General features: G+C 71.8%; 20 protein-coding genes. 11 read left to right on the top strand and 9 right to left on the bottom strand.

The features are described from left to right. Positions 1-36 precede the first annotated feature (36 nt). Positions 37-1059: a LacI family DNA-binding transcriptional regulator gene (locus ACWC21_RS03490; protein ID WP_450877668.1), complete on the top strand. Its 1023-nt coding sequence runs from the start codon at positions 37-39 to the stop codon at positions 1057-1059. A gap of 439 nt (positions 1060-1498) precedes the next feature. On the opposite strand, the gene ACWC21_RS03485 is transcribed toward ACWC21_RS03490, so the two are convergent. Then, on the bottom strand, positions 1499-2746 hold the full coding sequence (locus tag ACWC21_RS03485) for an MFS transporter (RefSeq protein WP_450877666.1): 1248 nt from the start codon (positions 2744-2746) through the stop codon (positions 1499-1501). Between the two features lie 293 nt (positions 2747-3039). Between ACWC21_RS03485 and ACWC21_RS03480 the strand changes: the two genes are divergently transcribed. The 4 genes from ACWC21_RS03480 (at position 3040) to ACWC21_RS03465 (ending at position 6455) form a co-directional block, all read left to right on the top strand. Continuing rightward, complete coding sequence (locus tag ACWC21_RS03480; protein WP_450877664.1) at positions 3040-4287, top strand: alpha/beta hydrolase family protein; 1248 nt, start codon at positions 3040-3042, stop codon at positions 4285-4287. 94 nt (positions 4288-4381) lie between these two features. Further along, positions 4382-5077 carry a transmembrane-type terpene cyclase gene (locus ACWC21_RS03475; protein ID WP_450877662.1) on the top strand — a complete coding sequence of 232 codons (696 nt, stop codon included), beginning with the start codon at positions 4382-4384 and terminating at the stop codon, positions 5075-5077. A gap of 33 nt (positions 5078-5110) precedes the next feature. Then, the gene (locus ACWC21_RS03470) at positions 5111-5791 is read left to right on the top strand and encodes a helix-turn-helix transcriptional regulator (protein WP_450877660.1); all 681 of its coding nucleotides are present in this window, start codon (positions 5111-5113) and stop codon (positions 5789-5791) included. Positions 5792-6086: 295 nt separating this feature from the next. Next, positions 6087-6455 carry a cupin domain-containing protein gene (locus ACWC21_RS03465; RefSeq protein ID WP_450877706.1) on the top strand — a complete coding sequence of 123 codons (369 nt, stop codon included), beginning with the start codon at positions 6087-6089 and terminating at the stop codon, positions 6453-6455. Positions 6456-6472: 17 nt separating this feature from the next. Here the strand turns inward: ACWC21_RS03465 and ACWC21_RS03460 are convergent, their stop codons facing one another. The 8 genes from ACWC21_RS03460 to rhaI form a co-directional block, all read right to left on the bottom strand. Further along, entirely contained in the window at positions 6473-7834 is a 1362-nt protein-coding gene (locus tag ACWC21_RS03460) for a vWA domain-containing protein (protein WP_450877658.1), read from the bottom strand. After that, the gene (locus ACWC21_RS03455) at positions 7831-8688 is read right to left on the bottom strand and encodes an AAA family ATPase (RefSeq protein ID WP_450877656.1); all 858 of its coding nucleotides are present in this window, start codon (positions 8686-8688) and stop codon (positions 7831-7833) included. Before ACWC21_RS03455 ends, ACWC21_RS03460 begins: the two co-directional genes overlap by 4 nt. 103 nt (positions 8689-8791) lie before the next feature. Further along, complete coding sequence (locus tag ACWC21_RS03450; protein ID WP_450877654.1) at positions 8792-9436, bottom strand: LutC/YkgG family protein; 645 nt, start codon at positions 9434-9436, stop codon at positions 8792-8794. Then, on the bottom strand, positions 9433-10911 hold the full coding sequence (locus ACWC21_RS03445; RefSeq protein WP_450877652.1) for a LutB/LldF family L-lactate oxidation iron-sulfur protein: 1479 nt from the start codon (positions 10909-10911) through the stop codon (positions 9433-9435). The genes ACWC21_RS03450 and ACWC21_RS03445 overlap by 4 nt, the downstream gene beginning before the upstream one ends. Further along, positions 10908-11663 (bottom strand): (Fe-S)-binding protein, encoded by a 756-nt coding sequence (locus ACWC21_RS03440; RefSeq protein WP_450877651.1) that lies wholly within the window; start codon positions 11661-11663, stop codon positions 10908-10910. Before ACWC21_RS03440 ends, ACWC21_RS03445 begins: the two co-directional genes overlap by 4 nt. Positions 11664-11735: 72 nt before the next feature. Beyond that, positions 11736-13184 (bottom strand): rhamnulokinase, encoded by a 1449-nt coding sequence (locus tag ACWC21_RS03435; RefSeq protein WP_450877649.1) that lies wholly within the window; start codon positions 13182-13184, stop codon positions 11736-11738. Beyond that, positions 13181-15220 carry a bifunctional aldolase/short-chain dehydrogenase gene (locus ACWC21_RS03430; RefSeq protein ID WP_450877647.1) on the bottom strand — a complete coding sequence of 680 codons (2040 nt, stop codon included), beginning with the start codon at positions 15218-15220 and terminating at the stop codon, positions 13181-13183. The genes ACWC21_RS03435 and ACWC21_RS03430 overlap by 4 nt, the downstream gene beginning before the upstream one ends. 143 nt (positions 15221-15363) lie before the next feature. Next, complete coding sequence (rhaI, locus tag ACWC21_RS03425) at positions 15364-16524, bottom strand: L-rhamnose isomerase (RefSeq protein WP_450877645.1); 1161 nt, start codon at positions 16522-16524, stop codon at positions 15364-15366. Positions 16525-16785: 261 nt separating this feature from the next. Between rhaI and ACWC21_RS03420 the strand changes: the two genes are divergently transcribed. From ACWC21_RS03420 to ACWC21_RS03395, 6 genes are read left to right on the top strand one after another with little or no spacing between them, the layout of a single operon-like run. Next, positions 16786-18303 (top strand): sugar ABC transporter ATP-binding protein, encoded by a 1518-nt coding sequence (locus ACWC21_RS03420; protein WP_450877643.1) that lies wholly within the window; start codon positions 16786-16788, stop codon positions 18301-18303. Next, positions 18300-19373, top strand: coding sequence for an ABC transporter permease (locus ACWC21_RS03415; protein WP_450877641.1), 1074 nt, complete (start codon positions 18300-18302; stop codon positions 19371-19373). The genes ACWC21_RS03420 and ACWC21_RS03415 overlap by 4 nt, the downstream gene beginning before the upstream one ends. Beyond that, the gene (locus tag ACWC21_RS03410; RefSeq protein ID WP_450877639.1) at positions 19366-20379 is read left to right on the top strand and encodes an ABC transporter permease; all 1014 of its coding nucleotides are present in this window, start codon (positions 19366-19368) and stop codon (positions 20377-20379) included. Before ACWC21_RS03415 ends, ACWC21_RS03410 begins: the two co-directional genes overlap by 8 nt. A gap of 39 nt (positions 20380-20418) precedes the next feature. Then, positions 20419-21498 (top strand): rhamnose ABC transporter substrate-binding protein, encoded by a 1080-nt coding sequence (gene rhaS / locus ACWC21_RS03405; RefSeq protein WP_450877637.1) that lies wholly within the window; start codon positions 20419-20421, stop codon positions 21496-21498. 17 nt (positions 21499-21515) lie between these two features. Then, a complete protein-coding gene (locus tag ACWC21_RS03400) occupies positions 21516-21836 on the top strand; it encodes an L-rhamnose mutarotase (RefSeq protein WP_450877635.1) in 321 nt (106 codons plus the stop codon). Between the two features lie 41 nt (positions 21837-21877). Then, positions 21878-23302, top strand: a complete 1425-nt coding sequence (locus ACWC21_RS03395) for a BNR repeat-containing protein (RefSeq protein WP_450877633.1) — start codon at positions 21878-21880, stop codon at positions 23300-23302. Positions 23303-23319: the final 17 nt, after the last annotated feature.

The raw sequence follows: 23319 nt of genomic DNA, 5'->3' as shown, positions 1-23319 counted from the left end.
GGCAGGCGTCGCCGTCTCCGAGGAAAAGGTTTGCCCGTGACCTCTGCTCCAGGCTCCCCCCTCACCGGCCGGGCCCGGCTCGCCGACGTGGCCGCGCTGGCGGGCGTCAGTGTGGGCACGGCCTCGAAGGCGCTCAACGGCGGCGGCCGGATGCGTCCCGAGACCAGGCAACGGGTGCTGGACGCGGTGGAGGCGCTCGGCTTCCGGCCCAACCAGCACGCGCAGAGCCTGCACAGCGGGCGCAGCTGGACGGTGGGCCTGATGACGACGGACGGCATAGGCCGGTTCAGCACCCCCGTGCTGCTGGGTGCCGAGGACGCGCTGGGCGCCGGGAAGATCTCCGTACTGCTGTGCGACACCCGGGGTGACGCCATCCGGGAACAGCATCACCTGGCCACTCTGACCGACCGCCGGGTGGACGGCATCATCGTGGCCGGCCGCCGCACGGACCCGCGTCCGCCGCTCACCGGGCTCGACCCCTCGATCCCCGTGGTCTACGCGCTCGCCCCGTCCACCGACCCCGCCGACACCTCGGTCGTCACCGACGACCGGGGAGGCGCCCACCTGGCGGTCGAACATCTGCTGGCCACCGGCCGCACCCGCATCGCCCATGTCACCGGCCCCGAGCACCACCAGGCCGCCCGCGACCGCGCCCGGCATGCCGTCGAGCATCTGGAGGCCGCCCAACTCGGCCCGGCCACCGGCCGGGTGCACTACGGCGAGTGGAGCGAGGCCTGGGGCCGGCGGGCCGCCGACGCCGTGCTGCGCACCGCCCCCGACACGGACGCCTTCTTCTGCGGCAACGACCAGATCGCCCGGGGTGTGGCCGACACGCTGCGCGAGCGGGGCAGGGACGTACCGGGAGACATCGCCGTGGTCGGCTACGACAACTGGGACACCATGGCGCTGGCCTGCCGTCCGCCGCTCACCACGATCGACATGAACCTGACCGAGATCGGCCGCATCGCCGCCCTGCGGCTGCTCCAGGCCATCGACGCCGCGCCGGAACCGGGCATCCACACGGTGCCGTGCCGGCTCGTGGTGCGCGAGTCGAGCTGAAGCGCTCGCCGGGGCCTGCGCGCCACGACCGGCCGACCCGTGGCCGGCGTCGTGCCGGTCTCGTACGACATACGGTTCGCGGTGCTCGCACACGCGCCGGTCCGGTCCGGCCGCCGGATCGTGCGGGCAGCCGCCGTACGGGACCGGTGCGGGGGAGGCCGCCCGCCCGATCGGCTCGCGCGTCGAGCCGGGCCCGCGACGGCCGCGGGACCGGGCGGCAGGCTCCTCGACCCGGCGGCGCGTGTGCGGGCACGGGGCGTGCGGCGGTCCGCCGGGGGACGTGCGGCAGACGTCGGCCTACGGCGCGGGCTGCGCGCCGGCTGCGGTCACTGCCGACAACTCGTCCCGCGGCCCCCGCAGTCACCGGACGCCTGCCGGCCGGGCACGTTCCCCCGGTGGGGGAGCGCCCCGGTGGACGCCGACGGCGGCGCCGCGGCTCTCATGCCGTCTCCTCCAGCCGGGGCCCGCCGGTATCCGGGCGCAGGATGCCGGTCACCGATCCGGTCAGCGCCACCAGCAGGACGGCGACGCCGGTGAACAGACAGACCGTGGTGACGCCCAGACCGGCCGCGGCCGCGGTGGTGGCGGCCGCGCCCAGCGGGCCCAGAGCCGATTGGACGGTCCAGAACGACGAGGTGACCCGGCCCAGCAGATGCCCGGGGGTGACCTCCTGGCGCAGCGACATCGAGCAGATGCCGGCGATGCCCGTGCACAGCAGATGGACCGCCACCAGCGCCGCGACCACCGGGACGGTCCGGGACACGCCCAGACAGGCCACGGCGAGGCCCGCGACGGAGAAGGCGCAGATCCAGGACACCCCGAAGCCCAGGCGGCCGCGCAACCGGGAGACCACGGACGCGGCGGCGAACGTGCCGAGGGTACCGACCGCGAGGACATAGCCGACCGTCGCGTCCGGGCGGCCGAGCTCGTGCTTGACCAGGTACACCACGAGGTCCGGCAGACCGGACGTGAGGAAGGTCAGCAGGGTCAGCAGGACGGTCAGCGGGCGCAGCACCGGATGCGCCCACAGGAAGCGGACACCCGTCATGAACTCCCCGCGGACGCGCCCGCGTTCGGCGGCCGGCGGCCGGGCCGTGCCGCCGAACCGGACGAACCGGATGCCGAGCGCGGACACCGCGAACGTCGCGGCGTCGATGCCGATGGCCGCGGTGGGACCGGCCGCCGAGGCGACCAGACCGGCGAGCGCCGGGCCGATCGCCCCGGCGACGGCGGCGCTCGCGTAGAGATGGCCGTTGGCCCGGGTGATCTCCTCCGCCGGCACCAGCGCGGGCACCACGGTCACGTAGGTCACCTGGAAGAGCATCGAGAAGACCTCGGCGACCGGCACGACCACGTAGATCAGCCACACCGGGGTGGTGAACATCCACACCAGCGGCAGGAGCACGAAGAGGAGACACCGCGCCGTGTCGGCGGCCACCAGCAGCCGTCCGCGGTCGACCCGGTCGGCGATCACACCCGCGAACAGCCCGGAGAGGACGGAGGCGACGCCGGCGAGCGCGGTGACGGCGCCCATCTGCACCACCGAGCCGGTGGTGTGCAGCACCAGCAGCGGGATCGCCACGTAGGAGAAGGAGTCACCGAGGGCCGACAGGGTCTGGACGGCCAGGAAGACGCGGTAGGCGGGGTCGGCCCATAAGGCGGGACGCTCACGTTCCGCTGACGTCAAGCCCGCCTCCCCTGTCGACCCGGCGAATGGGATCACACGCTACACCGGATCAACGCCCTGCCGGACGAGGCGTGGGGGTCACCTCGTCGAGGTCTCGACTCCCGCGCGGACCGTGCCGCCGAGCGGCTCGTCCCGGGGATGTCAATCCGTGGGCCCATGCCCGCCCGAACGAGCAACCGGTGGGCGGATGCTGCCCGAAGGGAGGGCGTGACAGCGTTCCGTCCACGCTCACGGACCGCCGGACGAGGCTTCCGTGTCGCGTCCGAGGATCAACGACAGCCCTGGGAGGGCCCGTGACCACCACGCCGTTCACAAGCCGGGACCGGATGACGCGCCGCCGCATGCTGGGCGCCGCGTTCGCCGCCGGGGCCGTCGTGCCGCTCGCCGCCGCGGGCTCCGCCTGGGCCGCCCCCGCGGTCCGGGGCGGCCCGCAGGCCACGACCGGTTCGGCCCCGGCGCGGCTCACGTTGCCGGAGCCCACCGGCCCGTACCCCGTGGGCACGGTGGAGCTGCACCTCGTCGACACCTCCCGCCCCGACCCCGATGCCGGCCCCGGCAACCACCGCCAGCTCATGGCGAGCGTCTGGTACCCGGCCCGCGGCGACGCCGACCGGTACGCGCGCGTGCCGTGGATGCCCGCCGGCGTGCTGCGGGAACTGCTCGCCTCGGCCGACTTCCCGCCCGACGCCGCCGCGGCGCCGCTGACGGCCGGCCACGAGGGCGCCCCGGCGCACCGCACGGGACGGGGCCTGCCGGTGGTCGTGTACTCGCACGGCGCGGGCAGCCACCGCTCCGACCACACCGTCATCGTGCAGGAACTCGCCAGTCACGGCTACGCAGTGGTGACGGTGGACCACATCGACGACGCGTACAGCCAACTGCCCGACGGCCGGATCGTCACCCCGATCAGGGACGGCCGGCACGCGCTGTACGCGGTGGACTACGCCACGGACATCCGTTTCGTCCTCGACTGCGTCGAGCAACTCGCCGCCGGACACAACCCGGACGCCGGGAGCCGCCCGCTGCCGGACGGCCTGTGCGAGGCCCTCGACATGTCGCGCATCGGCATGTTCGGCTGGTCGAAGGGCGGTACGGCCACCGCCTGCGTGATGCTGACGGACCGCCGCGTGCGGGCCGGGCTGAGCCTGGACGGGCCGATGCAGCCCGGACCGCAGCCCACGATCACCACCGACCTGGACCGGCCGTTCATGATGATGACCGCCGAGTTCGCCCGTCCCCAGGACCCGAACGTGACCGTGTTCTGGTCCCATCTGAAGGGCTGGCGGCTCGAGGTCCGGGCCGACGGCGCGATCCACCAGTCCTACGGCGACACCCAGATGCTCATGCCGCAGATGGCGAAGCTCGTCGGCATGAGCGACGAACAGCTGAAGGACTGGATCGGCACCCTCGACCCGGCCAGGGCCGTGAAGATCCAGCAGGCCTACCCGCTCGCCTTCTTCGACCGGTACCTGCGACACCACCGGGGCCACCTGCTCGACGGGCCGTCGCGGGCCTTCCCCGAGGTGCGGTACCTGCCGTAGGCGGCGGCGTACTGCAGGGGACCTCGCGCCAAGGCGGGCCGTGTCAGAGTGGTCGTCGGCACTTACCGCACCGGTCACTTGACGGAGGGTCGGCATGCAGGCACTGCACACGGCGTTTCTGCTCGGCACGGGTGTCTTCTGGGCGGCCGCCTACGTGCTGATCATCCGCACGGGGTTACGGGACCGGACCTTCGGCATGCCGGTCGTGGCGTTCGCGACCAACATCAGCTGGGAGTTCATGTTCGCGTTCGTGCGACCACCGGCCGGACCCATGCAAGTGATCAACATCGTGTGGTTCTGCTTCGACCTCGCCATCGCCTACACCGTCGTCCGCTTCGGCCGCACCGAGTTCCCCCATCTGCCCGAGCGGTTGTTCCTGCCGGCGCTGGTCGCCGTGCTGCTGCTCGCCTACCCGGGCATGGACTTCGCCTCCGAGCAGTTCGACAACGGTGAGGGAGCCATGACCGCGTTCGGCAGCAACGTGGCGATGTCGGCCATGTTCCTGGGGATGCTCGCCGCCCGCCGGGGCATCCGCGGCCAGTCCCTCGGCATCGCGCTGACCAAGCTCGCGGGCACCGGCTGCGCGTCGCTGACCCTGCTCACCGACCCCGACGCGGTGCCGCGCCACGAGACCGCGCTGATGCACTACTTCTACGTGGCCTGTCTCGTCCTGGACGCGGCCTACGCCTACGCGGTGTACGCGGTCCGGCGGCACGCGGGCGAGGCCGGCCGCGTGGGCACCTCCACGGCACCCGGGGCTGGACTCCCCGTACACGACCTGGACGGGTAGTCTCGACAGCACCGCCGAGCGAAGGAGTCCCCGATGGCCGACGAGCTCCCCCCGGAGGCCGAGCGGGACGCGATCCTCGCCGCGCTGGGCCCGGTCGTCGACGGGCTGGTGGCGACCTTCGGGCCGCTGTGCGAAGTGGTCCTGCACGACTACCGGCGGCCGGAGAAGTCGGTGGTCGCCCTCGCCGGGGAGGTGACCGGCCGCACCGTGGGCGGGGCGATGAGCGAGATCGGCATGCGTATGGTCGCCCGCGGTGACACGGCGGCCGACGAGCTGAACTACCTCACCCGTACACCGGCCGGGAAGCTGGTGAAGTCCTCGACGATGCCGCTCAGGGATTCCGGCGGTGCGGTGTTCGGTGCCCTGTGCGTCAACCTCGACGTCACCGCGCTGACCCAGGCGCACGCCCTGCTGGGTTCCCTCGCCGGGACCGGCACGGACACCGCCGAGCCGCCGACCACCGCCTTCGGCGACGACATCGACGCGGTGGTCGACGCCATCGTCGACGCCCACCAGCTGCGGCAGACCGCGAGCTGGTCGCAGCTCGACCGGGCGCAGCGCCTGGAACTGTTCCGCAGCCTCGACGAACGAGGTGTGTTCGCGGTCCGCCGGGCGGTCGAACAGGTCGCCGGGCGGCTCGGGATCTCCCGTGCGTCCGCCTACAACTACCTCGCCAGGTCCAGGTCCGCCACGCCCGGGGACGACCGGGACTGAGGCGCGGCCGGACTCGCCAGGACTGACGCGCGGCCGGACCCGCCACGACTGACGCGCGGCCGGACCCGCCACGACCGACGCGCGGCCGGACCCGCCGGACCTCACGCACGGCCGGGCTCACCCGCGACCGCCGCTTGCCGGGATCACCCGAATGGCGGTGCCCGGTCGCCGGGCCGACGATGGAGTGGTGGGGTCCGGTCGGTGCGGGCGGATCCGGTGCCGCCGTGGTCGCCGGGCGCCGACAGGCCGGCCCCGGCCGTGGTGAGCGGCCGGAAGGGAGCACACCGTCATGACCATGCTGGAAGTGAAGACGGTCGAAAAGCCCGACGAACGGCGCGACTTCCCCCGCGGCCACCTCGAAGCCGTCCACCTCACAGGGCTCGACTTCGCCGTGGCCACCTTCGAACCGGGCTGGCGCTGGTCGGAGTCCGTGGGACCGATCGCGGGCACCGGCACCTGCCAGGTCCACCACAACGGCTACGTGGTGAAGGGCCGGATGCATCTCCGGATGGAGGACGAGGGCGGCGAGTCGGAGGTCGGCCCCGGCGACGTCTTCGTGTGCCCGCCCGGCCACGACGCCTGGGTGGTCGGTGACGAACCGTGCGTCGTGTACGACTTCGCCGGACAGATGGCCCAGGAGTACGCGAAGGCCGAGGGGACGTAGCGGGCGCGGGCGCGGCCTCACACCGGCAGCAGCCGCCCGATCAGGGCGCTGAGCTGCCGGGCCGTGCGGCACTCGTGCATCTCGGCCAGTTCCGCGTAGACGGGCGCGGCCGAGTCGCCCGTGCCCCACTGCGTGCGAGGTTCGGGGTTCAGCCAGTACAGCCGGCGGGCCCGTCCGGCGATGTGACGGACCGCGGCCAGGTTGGGGTCGCTCATGTTGGTCCGGGCGTCACCGAGGACGAACACGGTGGTGCGCGGGCCGACCGCGTCGCCGTACCGCTCCGCGAACTCGCCGAGCGCCACCCCGTAGTCACTGCTCTCGTGCCAGCCGGTGAGCACGGCCTCGTCGCGGATGCGGGCCCCGAGGCCCTCCGGGTCGGCGGCGCCGTGCTCGATCAGCCCCGTCACCTCGTCGAGCCGGTTGACGAAGGCGAACACCCGCACCTTGCCGAACTGGTCGTGCAGCGCCTGCACCAGCAGCATCGTGAAGTCCGAGAAACCCGACACCGAGCCCGAGACATCGCACAGCAGGACCAGTTCCGGCCGGGCCGGACGACGCCGACGCAGCACCGGCCGCATCGGCACACCACCCGTCGACAGCGAGCCACGCACGGTCCGGCGCAGGTCGATCGTGCCGCGCGCGGCCCTGCGGCGGCGCGCGGCCAGCCGGGTGGCCAGCTTGCGGGCCAGCGGTCGCACGGTCCGGCGCAGCTCGGCCAGCTGGTCCCGGCCCGCGAACAGGAAGTCCACCCGGTCGGCGGTCGGTGCCACCGCCCGCCGGGCGATCAGCTCCCGGCCGCGCCGCTCGGCGACCCGGCGCCGCGCCTCGGCCGCGACGAGGGTGCGGAAGGCGTCGATACGGCGGCGGATCTCGTCGTCCAGCAACCGGTCGGTGAAGCCCGCCCGCCCGTCCCGCCCGCGGACGCCCGCCCGTACCCGGGCCAGCAGGGTCTGCGGGCGCAGCCGGTCGAGGGTCTGGTACGCCGACCAGCCGTCCGACTCCGGCGAACTCCCGTAACCGCCCAGCGCGTCGACGGCCTCGGCGGCCAGCCGGGCCATGGCCGCGCGGTCGTCCGTGGCGAGAGCCTCCGCGAGTCTCTCGCGCAGGTCGTCGCGGTCGGCGGGCGCCACCGTGTCGGGCCCGCCGACGCCGCGCGGGAAGTACAGGTCGAAGACCGGGTCGAACACCGCCCGCTGCCCCGCGCCGTGCAGCAGTGCCGCCGCCAGCCCCTCGCGCAGCCGTTCCCGGTCCGTGAGTCCCAGGGCCTCCACCGCGCGGGCCGCGTCCACGGCCTCGCCGGTGCCGATCCGCAGGCCGTGCGCGCGCAGACCGGTCACCAGGCCGGTCAGCCGGTCCGCGACCCCCGCGAGGGTGCTCACAGGGCGTCCAGGTCGAGCTTGGCGGCGGCCTTCAGGATGTCCTCCTGGTGTTTGAGGACCACACCCAGGCTCTCCCTCACCACGGTCTCGTCCAGCGTCCCGGCACCCAGCGCCAGCAGCGTGCGCGCCCAGTCGACGGTCTCCGCCACGGAGGGCGCCTTGCGCAGGTCCATCGCACGCAGCGCGCCGATCACCCGCACCACCGACTCGGCCAGCGCCTCGTCGAGCCCCGGCACCTTCAGCCGTACGATGCGCCGCTCCAGCTCCTCCTCGGGGAAGCCGATGTGCAGGAACAGGCAGCGGCGGCGCAGCGCCTCGGACAGCTCCCGGCTGGCGTTGGAGGTGAGCACGACGAAGGGACGCCGGGTCGCCGTGACCGTGCCCAGCTCCGGCACGGTCACCTGGAAGTCGCTGAGCACCTCCAGCAGCAGCCCCTCCACCTCGACGTCGGCCTTGTCGGTCTCGTCGATCAGCAGCACCTTGGGCTCGTCGCCGCGGATGGCCGTCAGCAGCGGGCGGGGCAGCAGGAACTCCTCGCTGAAGATGTCCGTGCGCGTCTCGTCCCAGGACTCGTCGCGGCCCGCGCTGATGCGCAGCAGCTGTTTGGCGTGGTTCCACTCGTACAGCGCCCGCGACTCGTCGACGCCCTCGTAGCACTGCAACCGCACCAGCCGGGCCCCCGCCACCTGCGCGACGGCCTTCGCCAGCTCGGTCTTGCCGACCCCGGCGGGCCCCTCGACCAGCAGGGGCTTGCCCAGCCGGTCGGCGAGGAACACGGTCGTGGCGACGGCGGGCGAGGCGAGGTAGCCGGTCTCGGCGAGGCGGGCGGCGACGTCGTCGACGGATGTGAACAACGGGGCCTCCGGTGCGGTCGGTGTCGCGGAACCAGGGGACTATCTAAGCGCTTGTTCAGCGCCGCTGTCACGTGGTTCCGACGCGATCGCCGGCCGCCCCGGGTCACTGGCCGACCAGCACGACCTCCAGTGTCCGCGGCCCGTGTACGCCCTCCACCCGGTCCAGTTCGATGTCGCTGGTCGCCGACGGTCCGGAGATCCACGTCAACGGGCGGGCGGGGTCGAGGCGTTCGAGGGCCTCGGGGACGGAGGAGACCACCTGGTCGGGCACCCGGACGACGCAGATGTGGTGGTCGGGGATCAGGGTGATGCGGCGGCGGCCCTGGTCGGGGGCGCCGTCCAGGACGATCGTGCCGGTCTCGGCGACGGCGACCGCACAACCGGTGACCACGCTGTCGACCCGGTCCAGCTCGTGCGGTGTGCTCTCGGCGCGGTCCGCGAGCCGCTCCATGTCGGTGCCGTCCAGCCAGTGCGCGTCGATCCCGGCCGGGACCAGCACGGTCCTCGAGCCCCGCTCGGTGAGCAACCGGCCGATCATGGCCGCCAGTTCACCGGCCGCGCAACGGTGCACGACCGCCCGGTAGTCGGCCAGGTTCTCGGCCAGCAGTTCCACGGTCTCCGGCACGCTCCGGTCGCCGTGCTCGCGCAGATAGCCGCGCCCGACGGCCTGCTCGTACGGCCTGTCGTCCCGCGGGACGTCGACGAGCGCGCGGCGCACCCGCCCCAGGATCCGGTCCCTGCTGCTCACTTCGCGCCGTCCTTTCCACCGTGCGTGCGCTGCCACCAGTCACGGAACGGCTCCGCCGGTACGGCGGGCAGGTCCCGTGTCCCGCTCCACGCCCGGCCCGGGCCGGGCAGCGTACGCGGGTGGAGCCGGCGGGTGCGCGAGGTGAGCCGCTGACCGGCCCGCAGGGCGCCCGGGTGGGCGAACGCCCAGCGGGCCGCGCGCATCGCCGCCCGCTCGGCGGCGTGCCCCTTGGCGGGCTTGAGCAGGACCTTGTTGCCCGCCCGGGTCGCCGTGCCTCCTTGCGCGACCCGTTCCCGCAGGTGCACCAGCACCTCGGGGATGTCGATGGCCACCGGACACACCTCGTAGCACGCGCCGCACAGTGAGGACGCGTAGGGCAGTGAGGCGTCGATCTCGCTCGCCGTACCCCGGAGCTGAGGGCTGAGGATCGCGCCGATGGGACCGGGATAGACCGAGCCGTAGGCGTGGCCGCCCGCCCGCTCGTACACCGGGCAGACGTTGAGGCAGGCGGAGCAGCGGATGCACCGCAGGGCCTGACGGCCGACCTCGTCGGCGAGGGTGTCGGTGCGGCCGTTGTCGAGGAGGACCAGGTGGAAGGTGCGCGGCCCGTCGCCGTCGGTCGTCCCGGTCCACGTCGACGTGTACGGGTTCATCCGCTCCGCCGTAGAGGAGCGGGGCAGCGTCTGCAGGAACACCTCCAGGTCCCGCCAGGTCGGCACGATCTTCTCGATGCCGACCACCGAGATCAGCGTCTCGGGCAGGGTCAGGCACATCCGGCCGTTTCCCTCGGACTCGACGACGACGAGCGTGCCGGTCTCGGCGACCATGAAGTTGGCGCCGGAGATGCCGACCCTCGCCCGCAGGAACTTCTCCCGCAGGTGCAGCCGGGCCGCCTCGGCGAGTTCGGCGGGTGTGTCGGTCAGGCCCTCCGGGGCCGGGCGGCCCCACTCCTTCATCTCGGAGCGGAAGATGTCCCGGATCTCGCCCCGGTTGCGGTGGATGGCCGGCACCAGGATGTGCGAGGGGCGGTCCTTGCCCAACTGCACGATCAGCTCGGCGAGATCGGTCTCGTAGGCGCGGATGCCCTCCGCTTCCAGTGCCTCGTTGAGCCCGATCTCCTGGGTGGCCATCGACTTGACCTTGACGACCTCCGACTCGCCGGTGGCCTTGACGAGTCCGGCGACGATCCGGTTCGCCTCGTCGGCATCGGCGGCCCAGTGGACGACGCCGCCGGCCGCCGTCACCGACTCCTCCAACTGGACGAGATAACGGTCCAGATGACGGAGCGTATGGTCCTTGATCCGCTTTCCGGCTTCCCGGAGCGCCGCCCAGTCGGACACCTCCGCCACCGCCTTCGCCCGCTTGGCGCGGATGGTGTGGGTGGCGTGGCGGAGGTTGCCGCGCAGGGTCTCGTTGCCGACCGCCTCCCGCGCGGCCTCGGGAAAGGCAGGCATTCCCAGATACGTCCCGCTCATACGGCCGGGTCCTCCTCCGTGCTCGCCAGGATCTCCGCGATGTGCACCGGCCGCATGCCCGCCTCCAGCCGGGTCATGGTCCCGCCGATGTGCATCAGGCAGGAGTTGTCGGCCGCGCACAGCACCTCCGCGCCCGTCGACTCGGCGTTGCGGACCTTGTCGGCGCCCATCGCCGCCGAGACGTCGGCGTTCTTCACGGCGAACGTCCCGCCGAAGCCGCAGCACTCGTCCGCCCCCGGCAACTCCACCAACTCCAGCCCCTTAACGGCTCGCAGCAGCCGCCGCGGCCGGTCCCCGAGCCCCAGTGCGCGCAGCCCGTGGCAGGTGGGGTGGTACGTCACCTTGTGCGGGTAGTACGCCCCGACGTCCGTCACCCCCAGCACGTCCACCAGGAACTCCGTCAGCTCGTACGTCTTGGGCACCACCGGCGCCAGCACGGCCGCGAGCGCGTCCCCGCGTCCCTCGGCGCGCGCCCGCTCGCCCATGCGCGGATACAGCTCCCGCACCATCGCCCCGCACGACCCGGAGGGCGTCACGATCGCCTCGTACTTGCCGAAGACATCGGAGAAATGCCGGGCGAGCGGTTCGGCCTCATGGCGGTAGCCGGTGTTGTAGTGCGCCTGCCCGCAGCAGGTCTGCGCCATCGGGAAGTCGACCTCGACACCCAGCCTGGTCAGCAGCTTCACCACGGCACGACCGGTGTCCGGATAGAGCGTGTCGTTGACACAGGTCAGGAACAGGGCGACACGCATCGCAGCTCCTCGGAGTGGGTCATCGGACGAGTGCAGAGTAGTGGTCGGAAGGGGCCGGGGGGAGACCCCGGCTCACCGCGTGGCGAGCCGGGCCGCCGCCTCGCGCCAGCGGGCGGTGTCGCCGCGCGGTTCGTAGCGGGTCAGCGGCTGGGTCGCGACCAGGAGCCGCCGGGCGTCGGACAGGTCCCCGACGAGCCCGTGCGCCCGCGCCTGCACCAGCACGTTGCCGAGGGCCGCCGCCTCGGTGGGGCCGGCCACCACGGGCAGTCCGCAGGCGTCGGCGGTGAGCTGGCACAGCAGCGCGTTGCGGGTGCCGCCGCCGACGACGTGGACGACGTCGACGGGGTGGCCGGCGAGCCGCTGGGCGTCCTCGACCGCCCGGCGGTGGGCGAGCGCGAGGGAGTCGAGGATGCACCGGGTGATCTCGGCCGGACTCGCCGGCACCGGTTGCCCCGACACCCGGCAGGCCTCGGCGATCCGCTGCGGCATCCGGCCGGGCGCGAGGAACGCGGCGTCGCCCGCGTCCACGACCGACCGCAGCGCCGGCACCAGGGACGCCTCGCGCAGCAGCGGCCCGAGATCGGGGTCTCCCCAGGCGCGTACGCACTCCTGCAGCAGCCACAGTCCCATGATGTTGCGCAGATAGCGGACGGTGCCGTCCAGCCCGAGCTCGTTGGTGAAGTTGGCGGCCCGGCTCTCCTCCGTGAGCACCGGTGCCGTCAGCTCCAGTCCGGCCAGGGACCAGGTGCCGGTGCAGATGTACGCGAAGCGCTCACCGCTCGCGGGTACGGCGGCCACCGCCGAGGCGGTGTCGTGAGAGCCGACCGTCGTCACCGGCACGGGCCCGGTCAGCCCCGTCTCCTCCAGCACCTCCGGCCGCAGCAGCCCGGCCGGGTCGCCCGGCCGCCGCAGCGGTGCGAACAGCTCCAGGTCGACGTCCAGCCGGGCGGCGACGTCGTACGACCAGTCGCGGGTCCGGGGGTCGATCAGCTGGGTGGTGGAGGCGTTGGTGAGTTCGGTGCCCTGCTCGCCGGTCAGCCAGTACGTCAGCAGGTCGGGGATGAGCAGCAGGCGCCGTGCCTGGGCGAACTGTGCCGTGGAGCGGGCCGCGTGGAGCTGGTAGAGGGTGTTGAACGGGGCGTACTGAAGCCCCGTCGCCGCGTACAGCTCGGCGGCGGGCACCGTCGCCCACACCTTCTCCGCGACCCCCTCGGTGCGGACGTCGCGGTAGTGCACCGGGTTGCCCAGCAGGGCGCCGTCGGCGTCCAGCAGGCCGTGGTCGACGGCCCAGCTGTCGATGCCGACGGAGTCCACCTGCCCGGCCGCCCGCAGCCCGTCCAGGACGCCCGAGTACAGCGCGAGCACGTCCCAGCGCAGTCCTTCCGGAACCCGCACGGGCCGGTTGGGAAAGCGGTGCGCCTCGCTCAGCTCCAGCGAGTCGGATCCGACGCGGCCGGTCATGACGCGTCCACTGGACGCGCCGAGGTCGACCGCGGCGTACGACCTCACGGCGGCGCTCATCGCAGGAAGGCGGCCGCCACGCCCGCGTCGACCGGGACGTGCAGCCCGGTGGTGTGGGTGAGGTCACCGCCGGTCAGCGCGAACACCGCGTTCGCCACGTGCTCCGGCAGCACCTCCCGCTTGAGGATGGTCCGCTGCGCGTAGAACTCGCCCAGCTTCTCCTCCTCCACCCCGTACACGGCGGCCCGCTCGGCCCCCCAGCCGCCCGCGAAGATCCCGGAGCCGCGCACCACCCCGTCCGGGTTGATCCCGTTGACCCGGATCCCGTGCTCGCCCAGCTCGGCGGCGAGCAGCCGCACCTGGTGGGCCTGGTCGGCCTTGGTGGCGGAGTAGGCGATGTTGTTGGGTCCGGCGAAGACGGCGTTCTTGGAGGCGATGTACACGATGTCACCGCCGAGCCCCTGGGCGATCATCACCCGGGCCGCCTCCCGTGACACCAGGAACGAACCGCGCGCCATGATGTCGTGCTGCAGGTCCCAGTCCCCGGCGGTGGTCTCCAGCAGCGGCTTGGAGATGGAGATGCCGGCGTTGTTCACCACCAGGTCCACGCCGCCGAAGGCGAGCACCGCCGCCTTGAAGGCCTCGGCGATCTGCTGCTCGTCGGTCACGTCCACGGTGACGGCGACGGCCTTGTCCGGCCCGCCCAGTTCCTCGGCGACGGCCGGCGCGCTCTCGGCGTCGAGGTCCGCGACGACGACACACGCGCCCTCGGCCACCAGCCGGTGGGCGATCGCCTTCCCGATGCCGCTGCCTGCGCCGGTGACCAGGGCGACGCGCGCCGCCAGCGGCTTCGGCTTCGGCATCCGCCGGAGCTTGGCCTCCTCCAGCGCCCAGTACTCGATGCGGAACTTCTCCGACTCCTCGATCGGCGCGTACGTCGACACCGCCTCGGCGCCCCGCATCACGTTGATCGCGTTGACGTAGAACTCGCCGGCCACCCGCGCGGTCTGCTTGTCCTTGCCGAAGGAGAACATGCCCACCCCGGGGACGAGCACGATCGCCGGGTCGGCGCCGCGCATCGCGGGGGAGCCGGGCTCGGCGTGCCGGTCGTAGTAGGCGGCGTACTCCTCGCGGTACTCGGCGTGCAGCTCCTTCAGCCTGGCGATCGCTTCCTCGAGCGGGGCGGCCGGCGGCAGGTCGAGGACGAGCGGGCGCACCTTGGTGCGCAGGAAGTGGTCCGGGCAGGAGGTACCGAGGGCCGCCAGCCGCGGGTGCTCGGCCCGGGCCAGGAAGTCGAGGACGACGCCGGAGTCGGTGAAGTGCCCGACCTGCGCCTTGTCCTGGGAGGCGATCGCCCGGACGTACGGCGCCAGGGCCGCCGCCCGCTCCCGCCGCTCGCCTTCGGCCAGCGCCTCGTACCCCTCCAGGACCGGCCCGAACGGTTCGGGCCTCCCACGCTCGGCGAGGAACTTCTCCGCGGTGCGGATGATGTGGAGGCTGTTCCTCTCGCACTCCTCGGCGGTGTCGCCCCACGCGGTGATCCCGTGCCCGCCGAGGACGCAGCCGATCGCCTGCGGACTGGCCTGCTTGATCGCGGCGATGTCCAGCCCGAGCTGGAACCCGGGCCGCCGCCACGGCACCCACACCACCGTGTCGCCGAAGCACTCGGCGGTCAGCTTCTCCCCGTCCGCCGCACAGGCCAGCGCGATCCCCGAGTCCGGGTGCAGATGGTCCACGTGCGGCGCGTCCACCAGCCCGTGCATCGCGGTGTCGATGGAGGGGGCCGCTCCGCCCTTGCCGTGCAGGCAGTAGTCGAACGCGGCGACCATCTCGTCCTCCCGCTCGACACCCGGGTAGACGTCGACGAGCGCCCGCAACCGGTCGAGCCGCAGCACCGCGAGTCCCGCCTCGGTGAGCGTGCCCAGGTCGCCGCCGGACCCCTTCACCCACATCAGTTCGACGTCCCCACCCGTCACGGGGTCGGTGTCGATGCCTTTCGCGGACGCGTTGCCGCCGGCGTAGTTGGTGTTACGGGGATCGGCGCCGAGCCGATGGGAGCGGGCGAGAAGGGCGGCGGCTTCGGGGTGGGGTGACATGGAAAGTCCTAACTTTTCGGAACCGGCGTGAGGGAAACGCGCCCCTCAGGGGCGCGGGGCTGTATCAATGTGCGGCTCCGCCGCGCGGGCGCGACCAGTCACAACCGGCCCGCAGCCCGAAAGGAACAGAACCCGGCGGACGCCTACGCACCCCACCCGGCCTGCTGCCCCCCAACCCGCCCGGCGACGATCTTCTCCGCCCACCCGGACCGGGCATACGCGGCCATGGGATCGGGGTCCAGCCCCATCTCCTCCCGCACCTCACGAAGCAACGGCCGCACATCCGTGTTGTACGCGTCCATCAGCACGGCGTTCGCGCCCAGAACGTCACCCGACCTCTGGGCCCCGGCCAGCGCCGACCTGTCGACCAGCAAAGCCTTGGCGGTAGCCTCCTGCACGTTCATCACCGACCGGATGATCGCCGGAATCTTCGCCTCGATGTTGTGGCACTGGTCGAGCATGAACGCCACCTCGGAGGTGAACCCGCCCCCGCGCACGACCTCGTACATGATCCGGAACAACTGGAAGGGATCGGCGGCGCCCACCATCAGGTCGTCGTCGGCGTAGAAGCGGGAGTTGAAGTCGAACCCGCCGAGCTTCCCCTCCCGCAGCAGCGTGGCCACGATGAACTCGATGTTGGTTCCCGGAGCGTGATGCCCGGTGTCCACCACGACCTGCGCCTTCGGCCCGAGCTTCAGGCAGTGCGCGTAAGCCGTGCCCCAGTCCGGCACGTCCGTCGTGTAGAAGGCCGGCTCGAAGAACTTGTACTCGAGCAGCATCCGCTGCCCGTCCCCCAGCCGCTCGTACACCTCGGCGAGCCCCTCGGCCAGCCGGTCCTGCCGCTCCCGCACGTCGTCCTGACCGGGGTAGTTCGTGCCGTCCGCGAACCACAGCTTCAGATCCGCGGAGCCCGTCGCGTCCATGATGTCGACGCACTCCAGCAGATGGTCGACGGCCTTGCGCCGCACCGCCGCGTCGGGGTGGCAGATGCTGCCCAGCTTGTAGTCGTCGTCCTGGAAGGTGTTGGAGTTGATGGCGCCGAGCCGCACCCCGCGCTCCTCGGCATGTTTCGCCAGGGCGGCGTAGTCGTCCACCTTGTCCCAGGGGATGTGCAGCGCCACGGTCGGGGCGACGCCGGTGAAGGCGTGCACCTGCGCCGCGTCGTCCACCTTCTCCTGCGGTGTGCGGGGGACGCCGGCCTGGGCGAACACCTTGAAACGGGTCCCCGAGTTCCCGTACGCCCACGACGGCGTCTCGACTGCCTGGGTCTTCAGCGCGGCTTTCACCGCGGCGAGGTCGGTCACTTCGGGCTCCTGTGACATCGGGCCGGAGAGGCCTCTGGTGAAACGATTCAGAAGGGGAAGCTATGGGGCCCCCGAGGGTGTGTCAAGCCCCCTGTCCAGGCCTGTTTTCCGTGACCCCCGCGTGACCTTCGGCTATCGAAATCTTTTCGGGCGCTACCCATTGACGCGACATGTCCGGGGTGCCTAACGTCCCGGCAATCCAGTTGAAACCTTTCACGACGCCCTGAGGCCCGACCCGCCGGCGTCGTCGAGGAGCCACCCATGACCCAGCCGTCCGACACGGGCCCGGCACCGGTGCTGGCGCTGAAGGACATCTCCAAGTCCTTCGGCGCCGTACGCGCCCTGCGCGGCGTCTCCCTGGAGCTGTTCCCCGGCGAGGTGCACGCCCTCGCCGGGGAGAACGGCGCGGGCAAGTCGACGCTGATCAAGACCCTCGCGGGAGTGCACCGGCCGGACGCCGGCCAGGTGCTGCTCGACGGCGCGCCCGTGGTGTTCCACGGGCCCGGCGACGCCCGCGACGCCGGTATCGCCGTCATCTACCAGGAGCCCACGCTCTTCCCGGACCTGTCGATCGCCGAGAACATCTTCATGGGCCGCCGGCCCCGCCGCTCGCTCGGCCGTATCGACCACAAGGCCACCCACGCCGCGACCGTGGCCCTGATGCGCCGGCTCGGCGTCGACCTCGACCCCGACCGGCCGGCCCGCGGTCTGTCCATCGCTGACCAGCAGATCGTCGAGATCGCCAAGGCGCTCTCCTTCGACGCCCGCGTCCTGATCATGGACGAACCCACCGCCGCCCTGACGGGCACCGAGGTCGCCCGTCTCTTCGGTGTCGTGCGCACCCTGCGCGAACAGGGCGCCGCGGTGCTCTTCATCTCGCACCGGCTGGAGGAGATCTTCGAGATCTGCCAGCGGGTGACCACCCTGCGCGACGGCGCCTGGATCGCCAGTGAGCCGCTGGCCGGCATGACCGAGGACGACCTTGTCCGCCGCATGGTGGGCCGCGACCTGGACGAGCTGTATCCGAAACAGGCCGTCGAGCCGGGCGAGGTCGCCCTGAGCGTACGTCGGCTGACCCGCGAGGGTGTCTTCACGGACGTCTCCTTCGAGGTGCGGTGCGGTGAGATCGTCGGCCTCGCCGGACTCGTCGGCGCCGGCCGTACCGAGGTCGCGCGGGCGGTCTTCGGCATCGACCGCTGGGACGCGGGCGAGGTCGAGGTCGAGGGGCGGAAGCTGACCAACGGCGCCCCGTCCACCGCGATGGCCGCCGGGCTCGCCCTGGTCCCGGAGGACCGGCGCGCCCAGGGTCTCGTGATGGACATGTCCATCGAGCGCAACATCGGCCTGACCGGCCTGCGCACCACCGTGCGGGCCGGACTCGTCGACCGCGGCGCCGAGCGCAGCCGCAGCCTCGACTGGGCGGTGAGGCTCCACGTCAAGTACGCGCGGATCGCCGACGCCGTCTCCACGCTGTCCGGCGGCAACCAGCAGAAGGTCGTCCTCGCCAAGTGGCTGGCCACCGGCCCGAGGGTGCTGATCGTCGACGAGCCCACCCGCGGCATCGACGTCGGCACCAAGGCCGAGGTGCACCGGCTGCTGTCCGAGCTCGCCGCCGACGGCGTGGCCGTCCTGATGATCTCCTCCGACCTGCCCGAGATCCTCGGTATGGCCGACCGCGTGCTCGTGATGCACGAGGGCCGGCTCACCGCCGAGCTCCCGCGCTCCGAAGCCACCGAGGAAACGGTGATGGCCGCAGCCACCGGGAGGGCAGCCGCATGACGGTGACCACCCCGCACGAGACCCCCGTCGCCGACGTGCCCCGGTCCAGCGGCACCCGGCTGGTCGACCGCGTCTTCAGGATGCGCGAACTCGCCATCCTGGTCGTCTTCCTGGTGATGATCGTCGTCACCCAGCTGGGCAACAGCGCGTTCCTGTCCGAGCAGGGCGTCAAGGACCTGCTGCTGAACGCCACCATCCTGGTGCTCGTCGCCACCGGCCAGTCCCTCGTGGTCATCACCCGCAACGTCGACCTCTCGGTCGGCTCCACCCTCGGCATCTGTGCCTTCGCCGCCGGCACCTGTCTGCACGGCGGGGGCGACCCGGCTGTGGCGATCGCGCTCGCGGTCCTGCTCGGAGTGGGCTTCGGCCTGCTGAACGGCCTGCTCGTCAGCCTCGGTCAGGTGCCCGCCCTCGTCGTCACCCTCGGCACGCTGTACATCATCCGCGGCATCGACTCCATCTGGGTCGGCTCCCGGCAGATCACGGCGTCCGATCTGCCCGGCGGCTTCGTGGACTTCGGCTCCGGCGGCCTCGGCGCGGTGCCCTGGCCGGCGCTGATCGCCCTCGCCGTCCTGGTCGCCACCGCCTACTACCTCAAGCACTACGGCAGCGGCCGCGAGCTGTACGCGCTCGGCTCGAACCCGGAGGCCGCCCGACTCGCCGGCATCCCCGTCCGCAAGCGGATCCTCGTCGCGTACACCTTCTGCGGCGGCCTCGCCGGACTCGCGGGCGCCATGTACCTGGCCCGGTTCGGCAACGTGGACTCCAGCACCGGAAACGGATACGAACTCACCGTCGTCAGCGCGGTGGTGGTCGGCGGCGTCGTCTTCACCGGCGGCTCCGGCAGCGTCTACGGCGCCGCGCTCGGCGCGCTGCTGCTGACCTCCATCAACAGCGTGCTGCCCGCCCTCGGCGTCAGCTCCGTGTGGGTGCTCGCCATCAACGGCGTCCTGCTGCTGCTCGCCATCGCGGTGGACCGGGTCGTCGCCCTGCGGGTGGCGGCCGCCCTGAAGAAGAAGTCGGCCTCCGTCAAGGCGGCCCCGAAGAAGGGGGACACCAGCCATGCCTGAGTCCCTGTCCCGAGCCGTCCGCTGGGACACGGTGGTCGGCGCCCTGCTGATCGTGCTGCTCCTGCTGTCCTTCTCCTTCGTCGACGGCTTCGGCAACGCCCTCAACCTGTCGTTCCTGATCGGCAACACCCTCCCCATCGCGCTGATCGCCCTGCCGATGACACTGCTCGTGGTGTCCGGTGAGATCGATCTTTCGGTGGCCTCCACGGCCGGCCTGTCCGGCGCGGTGATGGGCAAGCTGTGGAACGAGGGCATGGCGATCGAGCAGATCATCCCGCTGTGCCTGCTGCTCGGCGTGGTGTGCGGTCTCGTGAACGGGCTGCTGGTGACCCGGCTCGGGCTGCCGTCCCTCGCCGTCACGATCGGTACCCTCGCCGCCTACCGGGGCATCGCGCAGATCGTCCTCGGCTCCGACGCGGTGACCGACTTCCCCACCCGGTACCTGGACTTCGCCGCCGGACGGCTCGGCAACTCCTTCCTGCCGCAGGCGTTCCTGCCCTTCCTGGTGCTCCTCGCGATCGCCGTCGTCGTGCTGCACGCCACCCCGTTCGGGCGGTCGCTGTTCGCGATCGGCGCCAGCGAGGAGGCCGCCCGGTTCGCCGGGATCCGCGTCAAGCGGGCCAAGCTCCTGCTGTTCGTCGCCACCGGCCTCATGGCCTCCCTCACCGGTGTCTTCTGGGCCCTGCACTACGCCAGCGCCCGCTACGACAACGCCACCGGCCTCGAACTCTCCGTGGTGGCCGCCGTGTTGCTCGGCGGCATCGACTTCGACGGCGGCAAGGGCACGCTCGGCGGCGCGATCGCCGGTGTGTTCCTGCTGGGCGCCCTGCAGAACGCGATGAGCCTGCTCAACGTCTCCGCCCAGTCGCAGATCGTCGTCACCGGCGTCCTGCTCGTCGTCTCCGTGCTCGGCCCCCGGGTCGCACGTCAGATCTCCGTCGCGCGGGCCGGCCGCCGGGCCGCCTCGGCGCCGGTGACCAAGGCTCCCCCCACGCCTGCCGCATGACTCCCTCCCTCGCTCACCCTTCGTAAAGGAAAACTCGCCATGCGCAAGTCGTCGATCCGCCGTGCCTGCGCGGCCCTCGCCACGGCCGCCTCCCTCGCCCTCGCCGTCACCGCCTGTGGCGGCACCACCAAGAACGACGTCAAGAGCGAGGACAACTCGAACGCGACGGCCGGCAAGGCCGACCCGAACGCGGCGACCAAGAAGGGCCTGACCGTCGGCTTCCTGCCCAAGCAGGTCAACAACCCCTACTTCACCTCCGCCGACAAGGGCGGCGAGAAGGCGCTCACCGAGCTGGGCTCCAAGTACAAGGAGGTCGGCCCCTCCAGCGCCACCGACACCTCCGGCCAGGTGTCCTACGTCAACACCCTCACCCAGCAGCAGGTCGACGCGATGGCCGTGTCCGCGCAGGACCCCGGCGCCCTGTGCACCGCGCTCAAGACGGCCATGAAGAACGGCATCAAGGTCGTCACCTACGACTCCGACACCACCGCCGGCTGCCGCAACGCCTTCGTCTCGCAGGCCAGTGCCGAGGACCTCGGCCGCACCGAGGTGCAGCTGCTCGCCCGGCAGATCGGCTACAAGGGCCAGATCGCGATCCTGTCCGCCGCGCAGACGGCGACGAACCAGAACACCTGGATCGGCTACATGAAGGAGGAGCTGAAGGACCCGAAGTACAAGAACGTCAAGCTGGTCAAGATCGCGTACGGCAACGACGACGCCCAGCAGTCCTTCCAGCAGACCCAGGGCCTGCTCCAGCAGTACCCGAACCTCAAGGGGATCATCTCCCCGACCACCGTCGGCATCAAGGCGGCCGCCCAGTACCTGTCCGGCTCCAAGTACAAGGGCAAGGTGAAGCTGACCGGCCTCGGCACGCCCAACGACATGCGCAAGTACGTCAAGAACGGCACCGTCGACGCCTTCGAGCTGTGGGACCCGGCCAAGCTCGGCGACCTGGCCGCCCGTACCGCCGTCGCGCTGGCCTCCGGGCAGATCACCGGCAAGGAGGGCGAGACCTTCAAGGCCGGTTCCACCACGTACACCATCGGCAAGGACGGTGTGATCAACCTCGGCAAGCCGACCGTCTTCGACGCCAAGAACATCGACCAGTTCAACTTCTAGTTCCCGGGCGGTACTTCATGCAGCGCGTCTGTTTCCTGCTCAAGGTCCGACAGGACCGGATCGCCGAGTACCGCGAACGCCACGCAGCCGTGTGGCCGGAGATGCTCGCCGCGCTCTCGGCCACCGGCTGGCACAACTACTCCCTCTTCCTGCGTGACGACGGCCTGCTCGTGGGCTACCTGGAGACCGAGGACTTCGGGGCCGCGATCGCCGGCATGGAAGCGACCGAGGTGAACGCCCGCTGGCAGGCCGAGATGGCCCCCTTCTTCGAGTCCCTGGACGGCGCCCGCCCCGACGAGGCGATGAAGCCGCTCACCGAGGTCTTCCACCTCGCCTGAGAACCCCGTCCCCGACTCGCCCGACAAGGAAGTCCCCCGAGATGAAGAGACGTACCGTCATCGGCGCCGCCCTCCTCGGCGCCGTCGCGGCCCCCGGCTTCGGCGCCGGCGTGGCCCGGGCAGCCGATCCCGGGCCGTCGGTCACCCGCACCGGCACCACCACCCTCGACCCGCAGGCCATCTACTTCGTCTCCTACGACGGCCTGGTCGACAACAACTCCTTCCAGAAGAACGGCCTGCTGACGTACAAGGGCTACCAGTACGCCACCTGGTACGCCTCCACCGGAAACGCGGTCGTCGCCCGCCGCGTCCTCGGCGGCAGCACCTGGTCGACCGTCACCCTCTCCCACGTCCTCAAGGCGAGCGACTCCCACAACGTCATCTCCATGGGCGTCTCCAAGATCGACGGCCGCCTCCACCTGAACATGGACTCGCACAGCGACGGCTACTTCTACGTGAAGTCGGTGGCCGGCCTGCTCGACAACCCCGCGGCCACCTCCTGGACGTCGTCCGTCTTCGGCGCCGTGCAGACCTCGCTGGACGGGCTCGCCCTCACCTCGCAGTTCACCTACCCGCAGTTCGTGTCGACGCCCGAGGGCAAGCTCCAGCTCAGCTACCGCGTCGGCATCTCGGGCAACGGCCGCAACGCCCTCGCCGAGTACGACGGTTCGTCCTGGACGGCACTGGGGGAGTGGAGCGGCTCCACCGGCACCTACACCAGCTCGCACGGCTCCTCGACGGCCCGCAACATGTACCTGCACGGCATCGACTACGACAGGAACGGCCGACTGCACTCCTTCTTCACCTGGCGGGAGCAGAACGCGGCCGTGATGTGCAACAGCGGCGGCATCACCAACCACGACACCGGTTACGTGTACTCCACCGACCGGGGCCGCACCTGGCGCAACGACGCCGGCACCGTCGTCGCCACGACGGGCACCTCCGACACGGTGACGGTCACCGACAGCGGCCTGGTCGTCGATCCGCTGGGCCCGGACCACTCCCTGATGAACCAGGAGAGCCAGTGGACCGACTCCACCGGCCTCCCGCACGCGATCATCTCCTACGTTCCCGGCCGCTTCGGCCAGTGCACCACGAACTACGTCGCCGACCGCACCGCCAACGGCCGAGCCTTCCACCTCCGCAAGAACTCCTCGGGCACCTGGCAGAAGACCGAGATTCCCGTCCCGCTGAACTCCAGCCAGCGCACCAAGCTGGTCCTGGACAGGTACGACAACGCCTACGCGGTCTTCCCCTTCGGCCGGATCGCCGCCGCGTCGAAGGCCTCCGGCCACACCGACTGGGCGGTGCTGTTCGACGGCAGCGGTCTGAACGCCTTCGGGGAGGTCGTGATCGACGAGATGCGGGTGAAGGCCGACAACGTGCTGTCCTTCATGTACCAGGAGAAGTCGAGCGGTACGACCCCCTCGGCGCTGCACGTCGTCGATTTCGCCCTGCCCGCCTGACCCCGTCGGGTGTGCGG

It is taken from the genome of Streptomyces sp. NPDC001348 (assembly GCF_053597535.1).
The sequence above is the reverse complement of the archived record's forward strand: the minus strand, read 5'-3'. Positions and strand labels throughout refer to the sequence as shown.